Genomic DNA, 21510 nt, shown 5'->3' on the forward strand with positions numbered 1-21510 from the left:
GCTGCATCACACAGCCCCGTATCGCCAGGTCAGAAGCTCGGCAATCAACCGACGCGGTAGTTGGGCGCTTCCTTGGTGATCTGTACGTCATGCACGTGCGACTCGGCCATGCCGGCGCCGGTGATGCGCACGAACTGCGGCTTGGTGCGCATCTCCTCGATGGTGGCGCAGCCGGTGTAGCCCATGGAGGCGCGCAGGCCGCCCATCAGCTGGTGCACGATGGCGGCCAGGGCGCCCTTGTACGGCACGCGGCCTTCGATGCCTTCCGGCACCAGCTTCTCGGCGCCGGCGGCGGAATCCTGGAAGTAGCGGTCCGAGGAACCCTGGGCCTGGGCCATGGCGCCCAGCGAGCCCATGCCGCGGTAGGACTTGTAGGAACGGCCCTGGAACAGCTCGACCTCGCCCGGCGCCTCTTCGGTACCGGCGAACATCGAGCCCATCATCACCGCGTTGGCGCCGGCGACGATGGCCTTGGACAGGTCGCCGGAGAAGCGGATGCCGCCGTCGGCGATCATCGGCACGCCGACCGCGGCCAGCGCGGCGGAAACGTTGGCGATGGCGCTGATCTGCGGCACGCCGACGCCGGCGACGATGCGGGTGGTGCAGATCGAGCCCGGGCCGATGCCGACCTTGACCGCGTCGGCGCCGGCCTCGACCAAGGCCAGGGCGGCCTCGGCGGTGGCGATGTTGCCGCCGATCACCTGCAGCTCGGGGAAGTTCTCCTTGACCCAGCGCACGCGGTCGATCACGCCCTTGGAGTGGCCGTGGGCGGTGTCGACCACCACCACGTCGACGCCGGCGGCGGCCAGCGCGGCGATGCGGTCGCCGGTGTCGGCACCGGTGCCGACGGCGGCGCCGACGCGCAGGCGACCCTGCTCGTCCTTGGAGGCCAGCGGGTAGCTCTTGGCCTTCTCGATGTCACGGAAGGTGACCAGCCCGCGCAGGTGGAACTGGGCGTCGACCACCAGCATCTTCTCGATGCGGTGCTCGTACAGCTTGGCCTTGATCTCCTCGAGACCGGTGCCTTCCAGGGCGGTAACCAGACGCTCCTTGGGAGTCATGATCGCCGCCACGGTGTCGCCGGCGTTCGGCTTCACGCGCAGGTCACGGCCAGTGACGATGCCGACCAGCTCGCCGCCAGCCACCACCGGGAAGCCGGAGAAGCCGTACTCGCGCACGCGGGCCAGCAGGTCGATGATCTTGGTGTCCGGGGTCACGGTCACCGGATCGCGCACGATGGCGGTCTCGTGACGCTTGACCTTGCGCACCTCGGCAGCCTGCTGCTCGATGGTCATGTTCTTGTGGATGATGCCGATGCCGCCTTCCTGGGCCATGGCGATGGCCAGGCGGGCTTCGGTCACGGTGTCCATGGCAGCGGAAACCAGCGGGATGTTCAGCTCGATGCCACGGGTCAGGCGGGTCTTGAGGGAAACATCCTTGGGCAGAACCTCGGAATAACCGGGGATCAGGAGAACGTCGTCGAAGGTCAGGGCTTCTTGGCTGATACGCAGCATGGCGGGGGCTCCCGGACGGGAAAAATGGAAGCGCGGCATTATACCCGGCACGGGGCTTGGGCTCAACGCGGCTGGTCACCTGTCAGCGCCCGACCACCGACCAGACTCAGCTCGGCGACCTTGTCGCGGCGCTGGGCCAGGTAGCGGGTGCAGCTGACGCGCAGGAAGGAGGCGAAGTTGACCACCTCGCCGCGGTAGTCCATGACCTCCTCGTACAGCTTGGCGATCAGCTGGTTGGTGGTCATGCCGTCGACCTCGGCGATCTCGCGCAGGATGTCCCAGAACTGGTTCTCCAGGCGCAGGGTGGTGACCACGCCGCGGATGCGCAGCGAGCGCGAACGCGACTCGTAGAGGATCGGGTCGGCCTTGACGTACAGCTCGCACATGACGTTTCCTCTCCCGGGCATGGCACCGGCAGCGCCGGGGTGGTGGACAGGGCTGCGCCGTTGTCCACCCTACCAACTGGCGGCGCAGCCTTCGTAGGGTAGAAAACTCGCGCAGCGATTTTCTACCGTCCCACGGCGCGGACTACAGCTCGATGCGCGTGCCGAGCACCTGAAGGAAGGCCGCCAGCCAGGCCGGATGCGCCGGCCATGCCGGGGCGGTGACCAGGTTGCCGTCGGTGTGCGCCTGATCGACCGGAATCTCCATGTAGCGGCCGCCGGCCAGGCCGACCTCCGGCGCGCAGGCCGGGTAGGCGCTGCACGCGCGCCCCGAGAGCACGCCGGCGGCGGCGAGCAGCTGGGCGCCGTGGCAGATCGCGGCGATCGGCTTGCCGGCCTGGGCGATGGCCTGCACCAGGGCGATCACCTCGGCATTCAGGCGCAGGTACTCCGGCGCGCGGCCGCCCGGCACCACCAAGGCGTCGTAGTCGGCGGCCTGCACGGCAGCGAAGTCGAAGTTGAGGGCGAAGTTGTGCCCCGGCTTCTCGCTGTAGGTCTGGTCGCCCTCGAAGTCGTGGATCGCGGTGCGCACGCTCTGCCCGGCGCTCTTGCCCGGGCACACCGCGTGCACGGTATGGCCGACCATCGACAGTGCCTGGAACGGCACCATCACTTCATAGTCCTCGACGTAGTCGCCGACCAGCATGAGGATCTTCTTCGCAGCCATGGTTCTCTCCCTGTCAGGTGGTGAAGATCGCTGCAGTATCGACCATGGCGCGGCGAGCGGGTAACAGCCGCCTACTACAGGGCATGTCTCAAGGATCGACCCGCACCAGCCGCATGGCAAAGCCGAGGCGCTCGGCGAAGGCGTCGAGGAAGTCCTGGCGGAACCGCGCCTCGCTCCAGCCGTTGAAGATGAAACCCAGGTCGGAGAAGCCGCACGGCTGCAGGAACAGGAAGCCGTTGATGTCGTCCTCGAAGCCGCATTCCGGGCAGATGAAGTTGTCGGTCTCCCCCGGCCACCATTGCTCCAGGCTGTCGAACAGCGGCGCGCCGATCTCCTGACGGCACTGCGGGCAACCGGCCTCCTCGCGAAAGTCGCGGGTCGGCGTGTAGATGCAGCGCCGGGTCACGATCTCCAGGCCGTTGTGCGGCTGGCCGAACGGCAACCGCTCGGGGTGCTCGACCACCCGCCGTGCGCCCGGGGCGATGGCGTAGGCCATGCCGTTGCCGCCCTGCCCGCAGGTGGTCGGCAGCGCCGCGACAATCTCGCGTCTGACCAGCCAGTTGAGCAACTGGCGCTCCTTGGCCTCGTGGGCTGGAACGCTGGAGATCTGCGGGACGAGGATGATCTGTGCGGTCATGGTGGCAGGCCGGCTGGGGAGAGCCGGGCAGCTTAGGCGCTGGCGCGGACAAATCAAGTCCGCCGGACGGCGCACCTCGAATTGAAGGCCAGGGTACAGGGCAGGAAGAACAGGACCAGGCCGATGTCGACCGCCTGCTCGCCACCGACGGAATCACTGTCGCTCCCGCCGCGCGCTCGGCTTATCATGCCGGCCATGCTCAACGATCCCTTCCAGCGGCTCGGCCTCGATCGCGAGGTCCTGACCGTCAGCCAGCTCAACCAGCGCGCCCGCCACCTGCTCGAGGACGTGTTCCCCCAGGTGTGGGTCGAGGGCGAGATCTCCAACCTGGCGCGGCCCTCCTCCGGGCACGTCTACTTCAGCCTCAAGGACGCCGGCGCCCAGGTGCGCTGCGCGCTGTTCCGGTCCAGCGCGGCGCGCGTGCGCCAAGCGCTGCGCGACGGCCTGGCAGTGAAGGTGCGCGGCAAGGTCTCGCTGTTCGAGGGCCGCGGCGACTACCAGATGATCCTCGACGCGGTGGAGCCGGCCGGCGACGGCGCGCTGCGCCTGGCCTTCGAGGCGCTCAAGGACAGGCTGGCCGCCGAGGGACTGTTCGCCGCCGAGGGCAAGCGCGCCCTGCCCGCCCATCCGCAGCGCGTCGGCATCGTCAGCTCGCCGAGCGGCGCGGTGATCCGCGACATCGTCAGCGTGTTCCGCCGCCGCGCGCCGCAGGTCGAGCTGACTCTGGTGCCCACCGCGGTGCAGGGCGTCGATGCCAGCGCGCAGATCGTCCGCGCGCTGCAGCTGGCCGACCGCCAGGGCTTCGACGCGCTGATCCTCGCCCGTGGCGGCGGCTCGCTGGAGGACCTGTGGTGCTTCAACGAGGAGGCGGTGGCGCGCGCCATCGCCGCCTGCGCCACGCCGATCGTCAGCGCCGTCGGCCACGAGACCGACGTGACCATCGCCGACTTCGTCGCCGACCTGCGTGCGCCGACGCCTTCGGCCGCCGCCGAGCTGCTCGCCCCCGACTCCAGCGACCTGCAACGCCGCCTCGACGGCCTGCAGCGCCGCCTGACCCTGCGCATGCAGCATCTGCTGGCCGCCCGCCAGCTGCAGCTCGACGGCCTGCGCCAACGCCTGCGCCATCCCGGCGAGCGCCTGCGCCAGCAGGCACAGCGCCTCGACGATCTCGAGCTGCGCCTGCGCCAGGCGATGGATCGCCAACTGCAGGTCGGCCACGAGCGCCTGGCGCGCCTCGATACGCGCCTGGCCGCGCAGCATCCCGAGCGCCTGCTCGCGTTGCTGCGCCAGCGTCTCGAGCATCTGGCCGAGCGCCTGCCGCGCGCCATGCACACCCGCCTGCGCGAACGCCGCCAGCAGCTGGAAGCCGCCGCGCAGACGCTGCAGGTGGTCAGCCCGCTGGCCACCCTCGGCCGCGGTTACAGCATCCTGCTCGACGCCAGCGGCCGCGCCGTGCGCCGCGCCGTCGACACCGCGCCGGGCCAGCGCCTGACCGCCCGGCTGCACGAGGGCGAGCTGGCGCTGCGCGTCGAGGAAGGCCCGGCGACGCCGGGCACGCTGGAACTGCCGTTGTAGGGTGGGTCAGGCCGTAGGCCGTAACCCACCAACCGGCCGCCAGGCCGGCAAGCGCGATGCCGGGCGGCATCGATGGTGGGTTACGCCGCGAGCGGCTAACCCACCCTACGTCACTGTAGGGTGCGCCGCGCGCACCACAAACCTCATGGTGCGCACAGCGCACCCTACGTCACTCAGCCGCCAGGCCTGCGGCACTCCCCGACAGCCGTCACCTCAGTACAGATCGCGCCGATAGCGTCCGGCCTCCTGCAGCTCGGCCAGCGCCGCCGCGCCGAGCAGCTCGCGCAGCACGCCATCGACGCCCTGGCCCATGCCCTCGAGGCTGCCGCAGACGTAGATGGCCGCGCCCTCGGCCAGCCAGGCGCGCAGCTCGTCGGCCGCCGCGCGCAGGCGGTCCTGCACGTAGACCTTGTCCGCCTGATCGCGGGAGAACGCTAGGTCGAGACGCTGCAGATGGCCTGCGGCCTGCCAGGCCAGCAGCTCGTCGCGACAGAGGAAGTCGTGCGCGGCGGTACGCTCGCCAAAGATCAGCCAATTGCGCTGCTGCCCGCGCCAGGCGCGCTCGCGCAGCAAGCTGCGCAGGCTGGCCAGGCCGGTGCCGTTGCCGATCAGCAGCAGCGGGCGGTCGTCCTCGGGCAGGTGGAAGCCGCTGTTGCGGCGCAGACGCAGCGGCGCCGTGGCGCCCTCGGCCAGCTGCACGCACAGCCAGCCGGAACACAGGCCCGGCGTGCCGTCGGCATGCAGGTGCAGGCGGACGATCAGTTCCAGCGCACCGTCGTCGGCCAGCGAGGCGATGGAGTAGCTGCGCGGCCGCGCGCCGGCCTGCGGCGGCAGGATCTCGACCAGATCACCGGCCTGCCAGCGCTGCCCGACCGGCACCTGGAACGCCAGGCGCCAGATAGGTGCGGCGGCACTGCCGGGGTTGAGCCACTGCTTCTCGCGCAGCGTCCACGCGCTAAAGCCGGTCTCGGCCTCGGGCTGCGGCGGCGTGCTGCCGGTCAGCTCGCCGAGCAGGACACGCCAGCGCTGCAGCGCCGAGTGGTCGCCGTTGTCGACCTCCACCGGGGCGAACAGGCTGCGCGCGCCCTGGCCCTGCAGCCAGTCGTGCAGCTGGCGACCGAAGCCGCAGAAGCGCTGGTACTGGCGGTCGCCGAGACCGAGCAGGGCATATTCGAGATGGCGCAGGTCGAACTCGCCGGCCAGCACCCGGCGCACGAAGCCGCGCGCGCTGTCCGGCGCCTCGCCGTCGCCGAAGGTGCTGACCACGAACAGCGCGCGTTCGGCGCCGCGCAGGTCACGCTCCTCGAGCTGGGCCAGCGAGCGCACCTGTACCGTGGCGCCGGCGGCCTGCAGCTGGCCGGCGGTCTGCCAGGCCAGTTGCTCGGCGAAACCGTTCTGGCTGGCGAAACCGATCAGCCAGGGTTGGCCGTTGCCGTTCGCATCTGCCAGAGACTGGCGCCCGGCGCGGGCGGCGCGCCGCGAGCGACGCCGATCCAGATAGAGCTGCCAGCCGGTTATGAAGAACAGCGGCATGGCCAGGCTGGCCAGCAGCATGAGGATGCGCCCTGGCTGGCCGAAGTAGTCGCCGGTGTGCAGCGGGTAGACGCTGCTCAGCAGCTGCTGCACGCCGCTCTTGTCGGCGTAGCGCTGGTGCTGCAGCAGCTTGCCGTCGGCGTCCAGGCTGACGCGGTTGAAGGCGCGGTTGTGTTCGGCGGCCTGCGGCAGGTACATCACCTGCAGCGGCTGACCGGCGCGCTCGGGCAGGCGCAGGTTGGCCAGGCTGTAGTCGTCCTGCACGGCCAGACGGAAGGCCCGCCACTGCGCGTCGATGCTCGCCGACGCACGCGGCGCCTCGGCCTGCGCCTGGCCCTGCGGCGGCGGTCCGCGGCGACCGCCCGCCCCGCCCTTCTGCGGCGCCGGCTCGCCGGCCAGGGTATGCACGCCGTCGCGGTACCACTCGTAGGACCAGTAGAGGCCGGTCAGCGCCGCCAGCAGGTAGGCCAGCAGCACCCAGGTACCGGCCACCGCGTGCAGGTCCCAGAGAAAGCCGCGCCCCGTGCGCCGCCAGTCGAGGGTCAGCCAGGCGCGCCAGCTGCCGGCCCGGCGCGGCCAGCGCAGGTACAGGCCGGACAGACAGAGGAACACCAGTGCCAGGGTGGCCGCGCCGGTGATCGGCTTGCCGGCGTCGCCCATGGCCAGCCAGCGGTGCAGCTGCATCAGGAACTGGAACAGGCCGGCGCCACGCGCGGCGCCGAGCACCTCGCCGCTGTAGGGATCGGCGTACAGCGTCTCGCCGCGCGGCCCGCCGCCGCTGACGCTGACCTTCACCGCGTCCAGCGCGTCGGCGGAGAAGGTCAGGCCGAGCACCGCGCGCCCGGGCAGTTGCTCGCCGACGCGGGCCAGCAGCGCGTCTGGACTCAGCGCCCGCGCGCCGACGGTCGGCTCGACGCTCAGCACGCCGGGATTGATGAGGCGCAGCAGCTCGTCCTGGTAGGACAGGCTGGCGCCGGTCACGCCCATCAGCGCCAGCACCAGCCCGGCGCTGATGCCCAGCAGCCAGTGCAGCTGGAAGAGGATTTTCTTGACCACCTGGGATCACCTGATCGCTATGCCGCGGCTGCGGCGAAGTTGAACTCGGACGCGGCGGGAAACCGCTTCGCACCGCCCTCGACTGCGGTGGTGCGAAGCGATTTTATTCGAGAATGATTTTCAACAAATCGCCTTTACCCAACCTTTACCCGTGCGTGGCACGGGCGGGAAGGCCGGTCATCACAGGGCCCAGCGGCGCAGCAGGTTGTGGTACACGCCGGTGAGCTGTACGCTGGCGGCGTGGTCGGCGCCGAGTTCCTGGTTGAGGCGCTGGATGCCGGTGTCCAGGTCGAACAGCAGGGTGCGCTGGCCGTCGTCGCGCACCATGCTCTGGATCCAGAAGAACGAGCAGACCCGCGCGCCGCGGGTGACCGGGCTGACCCGGTGCAGGCTGGTGGAGGGGTAGAGGATCAGGTCGCCGGCCGGCAGCTTGACGCTGTGCGCGCCGTAGGTGTCCTCCACCACCAGTTCGCCGCCGTCATACTCGTCGGGGCCGGTGAAGAACAGGGTGGCCGACAGGTCGGTGCGCACCCGCGAGCCGCTGGCGCGGTCGAGACGCACCGCGTTGTCCACGTGCAGGCCGAACGACTGGCCGCCCTGGTAGCAGTTGAACAGCGGCGGGAAGATCCTGTCCGGCAGCGCCGCGGCGATGAACAGCGGGTTGCGCTCCAGCGCCTGGAGGATCAGCGCGCCGATCTGCCGCGCCTCGGCGCAGTCCTCGGGCAGTTGCAGGTTGTCCTTGGCCATCGCCGACTGGAAGCCGGCGGTGCTCCTGCCGTCAGCCCAGGGCGCCTGCTGCAGCAGGCGGCGGCAGTCGAGAACCTGTTCCGGAGTGAGCACCCCGGGAATGTGCAGCATCATGGCGTTGCGCTCCTGGTACGGCGAAGCCCCGCGGATGCGGGGCTGGCCTGGACGTGAGGATCAGAAGGAATAGTTGGCCGAGAGGATCGCCGCACGGGCGTCGCCGTACTCGATCGCCGAGGAGCGCGCGTCGGTGCCGGGGTTCTGCCGCACCCGCTCCACATAGTCCTCGTCGAACAGGTTGTTGACGTTCAGCTGCAGGTCGAGATTCCTGCTGACCCGGTAGCCGACCATCGCGTTGTGCAGCCAGTAGTCATCCAGCTTGGCGGTGTCGGTGGAGGTCACGTTGCGCTCGCTGACGTAGCGGGCGCCGTAGCCCAGGGTCCAGCCGGCCGGCAGCTCGTAGGTGGTCCACAGGTTGAGCGAGCGCGGCGGGGTGTTGCCCAGCGCCTGGCCCTCGCGGCTCGGGTCGCTGAGCGACTTGAGGGTCTCGCTGTCGAGGAAGGTGTAGTTGGCGTAGACGTTCCACTGCTCGCTGATCTTGCCGGTCACGCCCAGCTCGACGCCCTGCACGCGCTGCTCGCCGGCCAGCACGTAGGAGCCGTCGGCCAGCTCTTCGCGGGCATCGGTCTTCTCGACGCGGAACAGCGCGCCATCCAGCTGCAGGCGACCGCCCAGCAGTTCCCACTTGGTGCCCAGTTCCCAAGTCTCGTTCTTCTCCGGCGACAGGTCGGCGGTCGTGGCGCTCACGCCGACGCCGCTGGTGGCGAGGAACTCGGCCGAGGGGTTGAACGAGGTGCCGTAGGCGACGTAGATGCGCCCGTTGTCGGCCGGCTTGTACACCAGGCCGGCACGGCCGCTGAGCTGCTCGTCGCTGGTATCCAGGTCGGTGACGGTGCCGGCCGGCAGCGCGGTGTTGCGGTACTCGCCGTCGAGCCAGTCGTAGCGCAGGCCGAGGCTCAGGTCCCACTTCGGATCGAGGGCGATGGTGTCGAAGACGTAGAGCGCCTTGGTGTCCAAGGTGGTTGCGGTGTCAGCGGTACGGGTCTTGTCGACCGGGCCACTCCAGTAGCCTGGCGGGTTGCTCAGGTCATAGCCGTCGGCCGGATAGAGTGCGGTGCCCAGGCCGTGGTTGTAGGTGATGCGCTCGTAGTCCTCGCGGGAGATTTCCGCACCGGTGACCAGGGTGTGGCCCAGGCCGAAGGTGTCGAAGTAGGCGGTCAGGTTGGTCTGGTTGATCCACATGTCGGTGGTGACGTCGCGGCCGTAGGCCTGCGGGCCGGCCGGCTTGTAGTTGCCGGCGCTGACCCCGCTGACGTTGACGTGGGACGCGGAGACCACGGTGTCGCGGTCGATGCGGCTGTAGCGGGTCAGGTTCTGCAGGCTCAGGCTGTCGCTGAACTCGTGCTCCAGCTTGACGCTGAAGGCGTCGCTCTCCACCTCGTCCTTGTCGAGGTTCTTCCAGCCGAAGTAGGCCTCGCGGTCGACGCCGGCGAGCTTCTTGCCGTCGCGGGCCGGCACGCCGTAGTCGGGCAGGTTGTCGTCGGTCTGGTGGAAGTAGCTCAGGGTGAGGCGGGTGGCGTCGCTCAGGCCGAGGGCCAGGGACGGGGCGATGCCCCAGCGCTGGCGGTCGATCTCGTCGCGGCCCGGCACGTCGTTCTCGTGGGCCATCAGGTTGAGGCGGAAGGCGCTGTCGGTGCCGACGCCGTCCAGGGTCTGGTTGGTGTCCAGGGTCAGGCGCTTGTAGTTGTCGGTGCCGAGGCTGGCGCCGAGCCGGGTGAAGTCGCGCTGGCGCGGCTGCTTGCTGACCTGGTTGATGCTGCCGCCGGTGGTGCCGCTGCCGCCGAACACCGAGTTGGGGCCCTTGATCACCTCGACAGCCTCGATGTTGAAGGTGTCGGTGCGGTTGGTCTGCGCACTGTCGCGCAGGCCGTCGATCTGCATGTTGGCGTTGGCGCTGAAGCCGCGGATGTTGATGCTGTCCCCGGAGCCGCCGCCGCCCTCGCCGGCGTTGAAGGTGATACCGGAGACGTTGGACAGCACCTGGCGCAGGCTCAGAGCCTGCTGCTCCTCGATCACCTGCTGCGGCACCACGCTGATGGTCTGTGGCGTGTCCAGCAGCGGTGCGGTGTATTTCGGCGAGGACACCGACTCGGTCTTGTAGCCGCTGCCCTGCTCGCCCTGCACGCTGACGCTGTCTAGCTGCAGGGCACCCTGCTCCTCCGCCAGGGCAGGAATGGCCAGCGAGGCCACGGCCAGGCCGACGGCTGAAGCCAGCAGGCGCTGGGGTTGACGGGACGAAGCCTTGATGAATGCACGCATGAGAATCTCTCCCTGTACTTAATGGGATGCGATTCTATTTGAGAAATACTATCAGTAAAGATCAGGACAAGGTCTTTACGTTTTCTTTACATTCGCACCGGAACCCTCCGCCAGGCAGAAACGACAGACCCCGCCGGAGCGGGGTCTGTCGTGCGGTTCGGGATGCCGGGAAGGGCGTCAATCAGTCCAGGTAGTAGGCCTTCAGCGGCGGGAAGCCGTTGAACTCCACAGCGCTGTAGCTGGTGGTGTAGGCGCCGGTGGACAGCCAGTACAGGCGGTCGCCGCTGGCCAGGTTCAGGGGCAGGCCGTACTTGTAGTGCTCGTACATGATGTCGGCGCTGTCGCAGGTCGGGCCGGCGATCACCACCTCTTCCATCTCGCCCTTCTTCTCGGTCCAGATCGGGAACTTGATGGACTCGTCCATGGTTTCGATCAGGCCGGAGAACTTGCCGACGTCGGTGAACACCCAGCGCTCCACGGCGGTGCGCGACTTGCGCGCCACCAGCACCACTTCGCTGACCAGGATGCCGGCGTTGGCGATCAGCGAGCGGCCCGGCTCGAGGATGATTTCCGGCAGCTCGTCGCCGAAGTCTTCCTTGAGGAAGCGGATGATTTCCTCGGCGTAGGTTTCCAGGCTGTTGGTCTTGGCGATGTAGTTGGCCGGGAAGCCGCCGCCCATGTTGATCATCTTCAGCTCGATGCCGTCTTCTTCCTTGAGGCGCTCGAAGATCACCTTGACCTTGGCGATGGCGGCGTCCCACACGGAGATGTCGCGCTGCTGGCTGCCGACGTGGAAGGACACACCGTAGGGCACCAGGCCGAGGTCACGGGCGAGGATCAGCAGATCCATGGCCATGTCGCTCTGGCAGCCGAACTTGCGCGACAGCGGCCAGTCGGCGGTGGTGGAACCCTCGGTGAGGATGCGCACGTAGACCTTGGCGCCCGGGGCGGCCTTGGCGATGTTGCGCAGGTCGGCCTCGGAGTCGGTGGCGAACAGGCGCACGCCCTTGTCGTAGAAGTAGCGGATGTCGCGGGCTTTCTTGATGGTGTTGCCGTAGCTGATGCGCTCCGGGCCGACACCCTGGGCCATCACCTTGTCCAGCTCGTAGATCGAGGCGATGTCGAAGTTGGAACCCTTGTCCTTGAGCAGGTCGATGATCTCGACCGCCGGGTTGGCCTTGACCGCGTAGTAGGTCTTGGCGAACGGGAAGCAGCTGCCCAGCTGATCATAGGCGCGGGAAATGGTGGGCAGATCAATCACCACGAAGGGAGTGTCTTTCTGGTCGGCGAGCGCCTTCATCTTCTTGAAGGTGTCGCGATCGAAATAGTCTTCAACCTTGATGGACATGCATGGGCTCCAAAATGGCAAAACAAACGACAAGTGAATGTGGTGGAGTGGCCCGTGGGCCGCGAACGCCTGATCAGTTTCCCCACTTTGGTTCGCCTACTTCCCAAGGCATGTCGCCGAAAGCAAAAAGGTCAACCGGCGGGCAGGTTGACCTTGCTGTCTCGTCGTCAGTACTTGAGCCGGATGGATCGTTTCCAGCATGAGCGTTCGGGCGCGAACTTTAGGACCATGGGGGGGCAAGATCAACCAGAAATTTCCTCAATTTTCCCCCTTTCATCACTCGCGGCTTTTCCGGGGGGCGCATCCGCTATAATCGCCGCCTTTTCTGACAGACCGACTACTCGTCGACGGGTTCCCTTTCCGATGACCACTCAGGCCGCCGAAGTCGCGAAGCGCCGTACCTTCGCCATCATTTCCCACCCCGATGCGGGCAAGACCACCATCACCGAGAAGCTGCTGCTGATGGGCAAGGCGATCGCCGTCGCCGGCACGGTGAAGTCGCGCAAGTCCGACCGCCACGCCACCTCCGACTGGATGGAGATGGAGAAGCAACGCGGCATCTCGATCACCACCTCGGTGATGCAGTTCCCCTACCGCGAGCACATGATCAACCTGCTCGACACCCCCGGCCACGAGGACTTCTCCGAAGACACCTACCGCACCCTGACCGCGGTGGACTCGGCGCTGATGGTCCTCGACGGCGGCAAGGGCGTCGAGCCGCGCACCATCGCGCTGATGGAAGTCTGCCGGCTGCGCGACACGCCGATCGTCAGCTTCATCAACAAGCTCGACCGCGACATCCGCGACCCGATCGAGCTGCTCGACGAGATCGAGGCGGTGCTGAAGATCAAGGCCGCGCCGATCACCTGGCCGATCGGCTGCTACAAGGACTTCAAAGGCGTCTACCACCTCGGCGAGGACAAGGTCATCGTCTACCAGCCGGGCCACGGCCACGAGCGCATCGAGCAGATCGTCATCGACGGTCTCGACTCCGACGCGGCGCGCGCGCATCTCGGCGACCAGTACGACAGCTTCGTCGAGCAGCTCGAGCTGGTGCAGGGCGCCTGCCATGAGTTCGACCAGGACGCCTTCCTGCGCGGCGAGATGACGCCGGTGTTCTTCGGCACCGCGCTGGGCAACTTCGGTGTCGACCAGGTGCTCGACAGCATCGTCGACTGGGCCCCGCAGCCGCTGTCGCGCGCCGCCCACGAGCGCGTGGTGGAGCCGACCGAGGAGAAGTTCAGCGGCTTCGTGTTCAAGATCCAGGCGAACATGGATCCCAAGCACCGCGACCGCATCGCCTTCATGCGCATTTGCTCCGGTAAATACGAGAAGGGCATGAAGATGCGCCACGTGCGGATCAAGAAGGACCTGAAGATCGCCGACGCTCTGACCTTCTTCTCCAGCGAGCGCGAACAGCTGGAGGAGGCCTACGCCGGCGACATCATCGGCCTGCACAACCACGGCACCATCCAGATCGGCGACACCTTCAGCGAAGGCGAGGTGCTCGGCTTCACCGGCATCCCGCACTTCGCCCCGGAGCTGTTCCGCCGCGTGCGCCTGAAGGACCCGCTGAAGTCCAAGCAGCTACGCCAGGGGCTGCAGGAGCTGGCCGAGGAAGGCGCCACCCAGGTGTTCTTCCCCGAGCGCAACAACGACATCATCCTCGGCGCGGTCGGAGTGCTGCAGTTCGACGTGGTCGCCAGCCGCCTCAAGGAGGAATACAAGGTCGAGTGCGCCTACGAGGCGATCAACGTCTGGTCCGCGCGCTGGATCGAGTGCAGCGACGAGAAGAAGCTCAAGGAGTTCAAGGACAAGGCCTACGAGAACCTCGCCGTCGACGGCGGCGGCCACCTGACCTACCTGGCGCCGACCCGCGTCAACCTCAGCCTGATGGAAGAGCGCTGGCCGGACGTGAAGTTCCGCGCCACCCGCGAGCACCACTGACGCCCCGCCCCAGCCCGCGCCCGCTTCCGCCCGGAAGCGGGCCGCGCCTACCCCTCCTCACCCCGCCGGTGCCGCCACCAGTGCTCTCGTCTCGCCGCGCTTGAGCAGCGCGTAGAGCACGCCGGTCAGCAGGCTGCCCGCCACTATCGCCAGCAGGTAGGGCAGCGCGTGGTTGATCGCGTTGGGGATCAGCAGCACGAACAGGCCGCCGTGCGGCGCCATCAGCTTGCAGCCGAAGTACATCGACAGCGCGCCGGTCAGTGCGCCGCCGGCGACACTGGCGGGGATCACCCGCAGCGGGTCCTTGGCGGCGAACGGGATGGCGCCCTCGGAGATGAAGCACAGGCCCAGCACGCCGGCGGCCTTGCCCGCCTCGCGCTCGCTCTGGGCGAACTTGCGCCGCGCCAGCAGGCTGGCGATGGCCATGCCCAGCGGCGGCACCATGCCGGCAGCCATGGTCGCCGCCATCGGCGCGTAGCTCTGCGAGGCCAGCAGGCCCACCGAGAAGGCGTAGGCGGCCTTGTTGACCGGCCCACCGAGGTCGACGCACATCATGCCGCCGAGCAGCAGGCCGAGGAGGATGGCGTTGGTGCTGCCCATGCCGTCGAGGAAGGCGGTCAGCCGGGCGAGCAGGCCGGCCACCGGCGCGCCGACCAGGTAGATCATCACCAGGCCGGTGAACAGGCTGGCCAGCAGCGGGATGATCAGGATCGGCTTGAGCGACTCGACGCTGGCCGGCAGGCGCACCCAGCGGGCGATGGCGCGCGCCGAATAGCCGGCGAGAAAGCCGGCGATGATGCCGCCGATGAAGCCGGCACCGAGCGTGCCGGCCAGCAGGCCGCCGATCATCCCCGGCGCCAGGCCCGGGCGGTCGGCGATCGAGTAGGCGATGTAGCCGGCCAGCACCGGCACCATTAGCTTGAACGCCGCGTCGCCGCCGATCTGCATCAGCGCGGCGGCCAGCGTGCCCTGCTCCTTGAACGCCTCGATGCCGAACACGAACGACAGGGCGATCAGCAGGCCGCCGGCCACCACCATCGGCAGCATGTAGGACACCCCGGTGAGCAGGTGGCGGTAGGCACCGCCCTGCGCGGCCTTCGCCGGCGGCTCGGCGCTCGTGCTCCCGGTCGGACGGGCGGCATCCAGCAGCACGCCCTCGCGCAGCGCCTTCTCCAGGGTCTCGCGCGGCTGCTTGAGCGCGGTGCCGGTGCCGCAGCGGTAGACCCTCTTGCCGGCGAAGCGGCTGGTATCCACCTCGATGTCGGCGGCCAGCAGCACCGCGTCGGCGGCGGCGATGGCCGCGGCGTCGAGCAGGTTGCGCGCGCCCACCGAGCCACGGGTCTCCACCTGCAGCTGGTAGCCGAGCCGGGCGGCGGCCTGCTGCAGCGCCTCGGCGGCCATGAAGGTGTGCGCCACGCCGGTCGGGCAGGCGGTGATCGCCACCAGCTTCGGCCGGCCGCCGGACGCCAGCGGCCGGGCGGCAGGCTCGAACGGCGCGGCCCGCTCGGCGGCCTCGCGCAGGAAGCGCTGCGGCTCCTGCAGCGCCTCGGCCGGGGTCGCCTGCACCAGGCGCTTGCCGGCGAAGCGGACGAGATCCAGTTCGGCGGTACGCACCACCACCACCAGCTCGGCGGCGGCGATCTCCTGCGTATCGAGCGGCGCCCCGATCGCCCGCGGATCATGCACCTCGACCCGGGTGGTCCAGCCCAGCTTGTGGGCGGCGGCCTCGAGCAGGCGCGAACAGAGCACGCTGGTGACCCTGCCATCGGGGCAGGCGGTGACGATCAGCAGATTCATCGCGGAAAACCTCTAGTCGTTCTTGTTCTGGTCGAGGGGCTGGATGCGCACTTCGCCTTCGAGGCGCGCCAGCTGCTCGCGGTCGTGGATGCCGAAGCCGAGCTGGGTGACCGCCTGGGCGGCGACGGCGGTGGCCAGGCGCAGGCTGCGCTCGGCCGGCCAGCCCTCGAGCAGGCCGTGCAGCAGACCGGCGAGCAGCGAGTCGCCGGCGCCCACCGTACTGACCACCTCGACCTGCGGCGGTTGCGCGCCAAGGGCGATGCCCGGGCCCAGCCAGCAGACGCCCGCGGCGCCGCGCGACAGCAGCACATGCTGGATGCCGCGCGCACGCAGCGCAGCGGCCGCCTGCAGCAGCTCCGGCAGCGCGGGCCGGTCGAGGCCGCACAGCTCGGCCAGCTCCTCCTCGTTGGGCTTGACCAGCCAGGGCGCGGCGTCCAGACCGGCGCGCAGGGGAGCGCCGCTGCTGTCCAGCGCCAGCGGCAGGCCGAGCGCCCTGAGTCGGCCGAGCAGCGCGGCGAACCACTCGGGACTCACCCCGCGCGGCAGGCTGCCGGCCACCACCACGGCGTCGTGGCCGGGAGCGAGCCGTTCCAGCGTCGTCCACAGCGCGTCCAGATGGGCGGCCGCGACCTGCGGGCCCGGGCCGTTGAGGTCGGTGACGCGCCCGCCGGCCTCGGCCAGCTTGACGTTGCTGCGCGTCTCGCCGGGCACGCGGACGAAGGCGTCGACGAAGCCGCGGCGGGCGAACAGCGCCTCGAACGGCGCCGCGTTGTCCTCGCCGAGGAAGCCGGCGACGGTCAGGCGGTGGCCGAGGTCGGCGAGCACCTGGGCGACGTTGAGACCCTTGCCGGCGGCGTGGCTGCTCTGCGCCAGGCAGCGGTTGACCGCGCCGGGGCGCAGGGCGTCGAGGCGCAGGGTCAGGTCCAGCGCCGGATTGAGGGTCAGGGTCAGGATGCGCGCCATCAGAGGCCCTCCTCGACCAGCGCGCGCACCGCACCGGCGCTTTCCGCGGCGAGCGCGCGCTGCGCCAGGGCGCGGCTGCAGGCGTAGTCCAGCTCGCGCACGCGCGCCTTGACCAGCGGGATGGCGCGCGCTGAGACGCTCAGCTCGTCGACGCCGAGGCCGACCAGCACCGGCACGGCGAGCATGTCGCTGGCCAGTTCGCCGCACACGCCGACCCACTTGCCGTGGGCGTGAGCCGCCTCGACGGTCATGCCGATCAGGCGCAGCACCGCCGGGTGCAGGCCGTCGGCCTGCGCCGACAGGCTGGGGTGGCCGCGGTCGATGGCCAGCGCGTACTGGGTCAGGTCGTTGGTGCCGACGCTGAAGAAGTCCACCTCGCGGGCCAGCACCGGCGCCAGCAGCGCCGCCGAGGGCACCTCGACCATGATGCCGAGTTGCAGGTCGGCGACCGGAATCTCCGCACGCAGGCGCAGGGTCAGGTCGCGGGCGTGGCGCCACTCCTCGACGCTGCCGACCATGGGGAACATGATGCGCAGCGGCCGGCCGGCGGCGGCGCCCAGCAGGGCGCGCAGCTGGGTCTCGAGGATCTCCGGGCGCTGCAGGCTGAGGCGGATGCCGCGCACGCCGAGGAAGGGATTCTCCTCCTCCGGCAGCGGCCAGTAGGGCAGCGGCTTGTCGCCGCCGACGTCGAGGGTGCGCACCACCAGCGGCCGCCCGTCGAGGCCGTCGAGCACGCGGCGGTACTCGTGCTCCTGGGTCGCCTGGTCCGGCGCCTCGGGATGGGCCATGAACACCAGCTCGGTGCGCAGCAGACCGACGCCCTCGGCGCCCAACTCGACCGCCGCGCTGCTTTCAGCACTGGCGCCGATGTTGGCCGCCACCTCCACGGCATGGCCGTCGCGGGTCGCCGCCGGCGCATGGCGTTCGGCATGCGCGCGTTCCTGGCGCTGGCGGGCGACCTCTCGCTCGCGCTGCGCCTGTTCGAGGGTCTGCGCATCGGGGGCGACGCGCAGCACGCCACGGTCGCCATCGAGCAGCAGCGGCGTGCGCTGGGCCAGCGCCAGCACCTCTTCGCCGGCGCCGACGATGGCCGGAATGCCCAGCGCGCGGGCGATGATCGCGCTGTGCGCGGTGGCGCCGCCGCGCGCGGTGAGGATGCCGGCGACACGGCGGCGGTCGAGGCCGGCCACGTCGGAGGGCGCCACCTCGTCCATCACCAGGATGTAGGGCTCGTCGGGCGCGCTCGGCGCCTCGACGCCACACAGGTGGGCGAGCACCCGCCGGCCGATGTCGCGCAGGTCGGCGGCGCGCTCGGCGAGCAGCGCATCGTGCAGCGCCTCCTGCTGCTGCGCCGCCGCCTCGGTCTCGGCGTGCCAGGCCGCCTCGGCGCTGAAGCCGTCGAGCAGACGCGCCTCGACGTCCTCGCGCAGCGCCGGGTCGCGCAGCATGGCCAGATGGGTGACGAAGATGTCGCGGATGCTGGCGTCCTCGCTGGCCTCGACCAGCCGCTGGATGTCCGCCGCGACCTGTGCCAACGCGCTGTCCAGGCGCTGGCGCTCGGCCAGCAGGCCGTGGCCGCGCTGTGGATAGTCCAGCGCCAGCGGCGTGCGCACCAGCGCCGGGCCGATGACGATGCCCGGCGCGGCGGCGACCGCCTGCAGGCGCGCGCCGGCCGGTGGCGCCTGCGGGCGGCTGACCTGCGGGCTGCTGGCGACGGCTTCCGCGGCTGGCGGCGCGCCGGCGCTCGACAGCGGCTCGATGGCCTCGCCGAGGCCGGCCAGCACCGCCGCCTCCAGCGCCGGCAGGGCGTCGGCGGCGATCGCCGGCTCGGCGCTGAATTCCAGCACCTGGCCGCGCCGCGCGCCGAGCGCCAGCAGCTTGCTCAGGCTCTTCACCGACACGCCGCGGCCGGTCTCGCCGGCCAGGCGGATGCGGATCTCGCCGTGGAACGCTTGGGCGATCTCCACCAGCTCCTTGGCCGGGCGGGCATGCAGTCCGTGGGCGTTGGCCAGGGTGACGCGCCGGCTCGGCCAGTCCTCCGGCAGCTCGGCGCCGAGCGCCTCGAGCACGCTGCGGCTGCTGGTCGCCTGGCTGAAGGTAGCGCCGCGCCCCTCGATCAGCAGGTCACACAGGCGCTCGAGCAACTGGCCGGGCGCCTCGCCCAGGCTGGCCAGGCAGAACAGGCCGCTGAGCGGCTGGCCATGGTGCTGCAGCGGCTGCGCGGGGGTGACGAAGGCCAGGCCGGGCTGGCGCACCGCCTGCTCGCTGTGCAGCCACCACAGGCCCTCGCCGAGCGGCAGCGGCTCGCCGCGGGCCAGCCCGGCGGTGAAGCCGGCGGCGACGCAGCCGGCCTTCTTCAGCAAGCGTGCGCCCTGCCAGAGCAGGTCGTCGAGATCCTCGGCGGCGACGCCCAGGCCGATCAGCTGGCTGTCCAGCGCCAGCTCCTTCGGTGCGCCCTGCAGCAGTTCGACGATGGCCGCGGCGCTGGCCGCCGCGCGCAGCGCCTGGCTGAGGTCGCCCTCGCCGAGGGCGCGGGTCAGCAGCTGCAGCAGGTGCAGGTGCTCGTCGGAACGCGCGGCGATGGCGATGGCCAGGTAGGCGCGCTGGCCGCCGCCCCAGTCGACGCCTTCGGGGAACTGAATCAGTCGCACGCCGGTACGATGCACCTGGTCGCGGGTTTCCGGGGTGCCATGGGGAATGGCGATGCCCTGGCCGAGGTAGGTCGAGCCCTGCCCTTCGCGGGCCTGCATGCCGGCGAGGTAGCCCGGCTCGACCAGTCCGTCGGCGGCCAGCCAGTCGGCCAGCAGGGCCAGCGCGGCGGCCTTGTCCGGGACGCGCTGGCCCATCCGAATCTGCGCGGCAGTCAATTCCAGCATGGAGGTCTCCTCAGCTCTTGGTGTTGTTGGCAAGGCAGTCGCCCTATCTGCTGAATCGTTTCATCAAGTGATAGCACGTTACCCGAAAATGAGCGATCCTTGAACCCCAGCCATCCGACCGCCGACAGGATCCGCCGCGTGAAGCTTTCCGACATCGCCCGCCTCGCCGAGGTCTCAGTCACCACGGCCAGCTACGTGATCAACGGCCAGGCCGCCGCCCGGCGCATCAGCCCGGCCACGGTGGAACGCGTGCAGGCTGTGGTCGAGCGCTACGGCTACCGCCCGGACCAGCAGGCCGCCGGCCTGCGCCGCGGGCAGAGCCGCTGCCTGGGCTTCATCCTCCCCGACCTCGAGAACCCCAGCTACGCGCGCCTGGCCAAGCTGATCGAGCAGCGCGCCCGCGCCGCCGGCTACCAGCTGCTGGTGGCCAGCTCCGACGACGATCCGACCAGCGAACGCCAGCTGCTCGAGCTGTTCCGCTCGCGGCGCTGTGACGCGCTGATCGTCGCCAGTTGCCTGCCGGCCGACGACCCCACCTACCCGCGCCTGGTCGAGGGCGGCCTGCCGGTGATCGCAGTGGACCGCGCCCTCGATCCGGCGCGCATCCGCTCGGTGGTCAGCGACGACCGCGAGGCGGCCATCCAGCTCACCCGCACCCTGCTGACCCCGCCGCCGCGGCACATCGCACTGATCGGCGCGCGAGCCGAGCTGCCGATCAGCCAGGCCCGCGAACAGGGTTTCCGCAAGGCGCTGGACGGTTTCACAGGCACCGTCAGTATCGGCCACGCCGAGGAGTTCAGCCGCGCCGGCGGCCAGCGGCAGATGCGCGCCCTGCTCAACGGCGCCGCCGGCCTGCCGGATGCGCTGGTGTGCACCGCCTACGTGCTGCTCGAGGGGGTGTTCGACGCCCTGCGCGAACGCCCCGAGGCCGCCGAGCGCACCCCGCGCCTGGCGACCTTCGGCGACAACCAATTGCTCGACTACCTGCCGCAGCGCATCAACGCCATCTCCCAGCAGCACGAGCGGATCGCCGAGAGTGCCGTCGCCTGGGCGCTGCAGGCGATCGAGCAGGGCCGCTACCAGCCCGGCGTGGAGGCCATCGAGCGCACCCTCAGGCGCCGCCAGCCATGAGCCGCTGGCGACCGGGCGACAAATCGCCGATGCTGTGCGCATGCGCCTGATCGATACCCACACCCACCTCGACTTCCCCGACTTCGACGCCGACCGCGCCGCCGTGCTGGCGCGCAGCCGCGCGCTGGGCGTGGAGAAGCTGGTGGTGCTCGGTGTCTACCAGGCCAACTGGCAGCGCCTGTGGGATCTCGTGCGGGGCGAGGATGGCCTGTACGCGGCGTTCGGCCTGCACCCGATCTATCTGCAGGAGCACCGCGCCGAGCATCTCGCCGAGCTGCGTGGCTGGCTGGAGCGTCTGGCCGGCGAGCCGAAGCTGTGTGCCCTCGGCGAGTTCGGCCTCGACTGGTACGTCGAGGGCCTCGACCGGGAACGCCAGCAGGCGCTGTTCGAGGCGCAGCTGGCGCTGGCCTGCGAGTTCGAAGTGCCGGCGCTGCTGCACGTGCGCCGTGCCCACGCCGCGACCATCGCCACCCTGAAGCGCTACCGCCCCACGCGTGGCGGCATCGTGCACGCCTTCGCCGGCAGCGCCGAGGAGGCCAGGGAATACCTCAAGCTCGGCTTCCGGCTTGGCCTCGGCGGCGCCGCCAGCTGGCCGCAGGCCAACCGCCTGCGCAAGGTGGTGGCGCAGCTGCCGCTGGAGGCCATGGTGCTGGAAACCGATGCGCCGGACATGGCGCCGAGCATGCACCCCGGCCAGCGCAACAGCCCGGAGTACCTGGCGGAGATCTGCGCCGCGCTGGCCGAGCTGCGCGGGGTGACGGCGACGGAGCTGGCCGAGGCCAGCACGCGCAACGCCTGCGCGCTGTTCGGCTGGGACTGAGCGCTGCCCAAGCGGATCGCCGGAGCCCCCGGCGCCAGGAGCCCGGGGGATGGGACCACCATTGTCGCGGCGTAGGCGAC

Annotated in this window: 15 protein-coding genes; 4 read left to right on the forward strand and 11 right to left on the reverse strand. The window is 70.1% G+C overall.

Features of this window, described 5'->3' with window-relative positions; genetic code table 11:
- Positions 1 to 44: 44 nt before the first annotated feature.
- The 4 genes from guaB to BLT78_RS13235 all read right to left on the reverse strand — a co-directional run bounded on the left by guaB (position 45) and on the right by BLT78_RS13235 (position 3261).
- A complete protein-coding gene (guaB, locus tag BLT78_RS13220; RefSeq protein ID WP_090349411.1) occupies positions 45 to 1514 on the reverse strand; it encodes an IMP dehydrogenase in 1470 nt (489 codons plus the stop codon).
- Between the two features lie 62 nt (positions 1515 to 1576).
- On the reverse strand, positions 1577 to 1900 hold the full coding sequence (locus BLT78_RS13225; protein ID WP_090349412.1) for a ribbon-helix-helix domain-containing protein: 324 nt from the start codon (positions 1898 to 1900) through the stop codon (positions 1577 to 1579).
- A gap of 142 nt (positions 1901 to 2042) precedes the next feature.
- Positions 2043 to 2624: a DJ-1/PfpI family protein gene (locus tag BLT78_RS13230; RefSeq protein WP_090349413.1), complete on the reverse strand. Its 582-nt coding sequence runs from the start codon at positions 2622 to 2624 to the stop codon at positions 2043 to 2045.
- Between the two features lie 88 nt (positions 2625 to 2712).
- Positions 2713 to 3261, reverse strand: coding sequence for a sugar ABC transporter ATPase (locus tag BLT78_RS13235; protein WP_090349414.1), 549 nt, complete (start codon positions 3259 to 3261; stop codon positions 2713 to 2715).
- 195 nt (positions 3262 to 3456) lie between these two features.
- Here BLT78_RS13235 and xseA point away from each other — a divergent pair, with 195 nt between their 5' ends.
- Positions 3457 to 4836, forward strand: a complete 1380-nt coding sequence (xseA, locus tag BLT78_RS13240; RefSeq protein WP_090352305.1) for an exodeoxyribonuclease VII large subunit — start codon at positions 3457 to 3459, stop codon at positions 4834 to 4836.
- Between the two features lie 213 nt (positions 4837 to 5049).
- On the opposite strand, the gene BLT78_RS13245 is transcribed toward xseA, so the two are convergent.
- The 4 genes from BLT78_RS13245 to BLT78_RS13260 all read right to left on the reverse strand — a co-directional run bounded on the left by BLT78_RS13245 (position 5050) and on the right by BLT78_RS13260 (position 11896).
- Positions 5050 to 7425: a PepSY domain-containing protein gene (locus BLT78_RS13245; protein ID WP_090349415.1), complete on the reverse strand. Its 2376-nt coding sequence runs from the start codon at positions 7423 to 7425 to the stop codon at positions 5050 to 5052.
- A 180-nt stretch (positions 7426 to 7605) separates the two neighbouring features.
- A complete protein-coding gene (locus tag BLT78_RS13250; RefSeq protein WP_090349416.1) occupies positions 7606 to 8286 on the reverse strand; it encodes a Fe2+-dependent dioxygenase in 681 nt (226 codons plus the stop codon).
- A gap of 60 nt (positions 8287 to 8346) precedes the next feature.
- Positions 8347 to 10548: a TonB-dependent receptor gene (locus tag BLT78_RS13255; protein ID WP_090349417.1), complete on the reverse strand. Its 2202-nt coding sequence runs from the start codon at positions 10546 to 10548 to the stop codon at positions 8347 to 8349.
- Positions 10549 to 10729: 181 nt separating this feature from the next.
- Positions 10730 to 11896 carry a type III PLP-dependent enzyme gene (locus BLT78_RS13260; RefSeq protein ID WP_090349418.1) on the reverse strand — a complete coding sequence of 389 codons (1167 nt, stop codon included), beginning with the start codon at positions 11894 to 11896 and terminating at the stop codon, positions 10730 to 10732.
- Positions 11897 to 12259: 363 nt separating this feature from the next.
- Between BLT78_RS13260 and BLT78_RS13265 the strand changes: the two genes are divergently transcribed.
- A complete protein-coding gene (locus tag BLT78_RS13265; RefSeq protein ID WP_090349419.1) occupies positions 12260 to 13843 on the forward strand; it encodes a peptide chain release factor 3 in 1584 nt (527 codons plus the stop codon).
- Positions 13844 to 13900: 57 nt separating this feature from the next.
- On the opposite strand, the gene BLT78_RS13270 is transcribed toward BLT78_RS13265, so the two are convergent.
- The 3 genes from BLT78_RS13270 to ptsP are packed head-to-tail and all read right to left on the reverse strand — an operon-like array spanning position 13901 to position 19479.
- Entirely contained in the window at positions 13901 to 15640 is a 1740-nt protein-coding gene (locus BLT78_RS13270) for a fructose-specific PTS transporter subunit EIIC (protein WP_090349420.1), read from the reverse strand.
- Positions 15641 to 15652: 12 nt separating this feature from the next.
- A complete protein-coding gene (pfkB, locus tag BLT78_RS13275) occupies positions 15653 to 16603 on the reverse strand; it encodes a 1-phosphofructokinase (RefSeq protein WP_090349421.1) in 951 nt (316 codons plus the stop codon).
- A complete protein-coding gene (gene ptsP, locus BLT78_RS13280; RefSeq protein WP_090349422.1) occupies positions 16603 to 19479 on the reverse strand; it encodes a phosphoenolpyruvate--protein phosphotransferase in 2877 nt (958 codons plus the stop codon). Before ptsP ends, pfkB begins: the two co-directional genes overlap by 1 nt.
- A 138-nt stretch (positions 19480 to 19617) precedes the next feature.
- Here ptsP and cra point away from each other — a divergent pair, with 138 nt between their 5' ends.
- Both cra and BLT78_RS13290 read left to right on the forward strand, forming a co-directional pair.
- Entirely contained in the window at positions 19618 to 20610 is a 993-nt protein-coding gene (gene cra / locus BLT78_RS13285) for a catabolite repressor/activator (RefSeq protein WP_090352306.1), read from the forward strand.
- A gap of 40 nt (positions 20611 to 20650) precedes the next feature.
- Complete coding sequence (locus BLT78_RS13290) at positions 20651 to 21430, forward strand: TatD family hydrolase (RefSeq protein ID WP_090352308.1); 780 nt, start codon at positions 20651 to 20653, stop codon at positions 21428 to 21430.
- Positions 21431 to 21510 lie beyond the last annotated feature (80 nt).

The organism is Pseudomonas oryzae, assembly GCF_900104805.1.
Classification (GTDB): domain Bacteria; phylum Pseudomonadota; class Gammaproteobacteria; order Pseudomonadales; family Pseudomonadaceae; genus Geopseudomonas; species Geopseudomonas oryzae.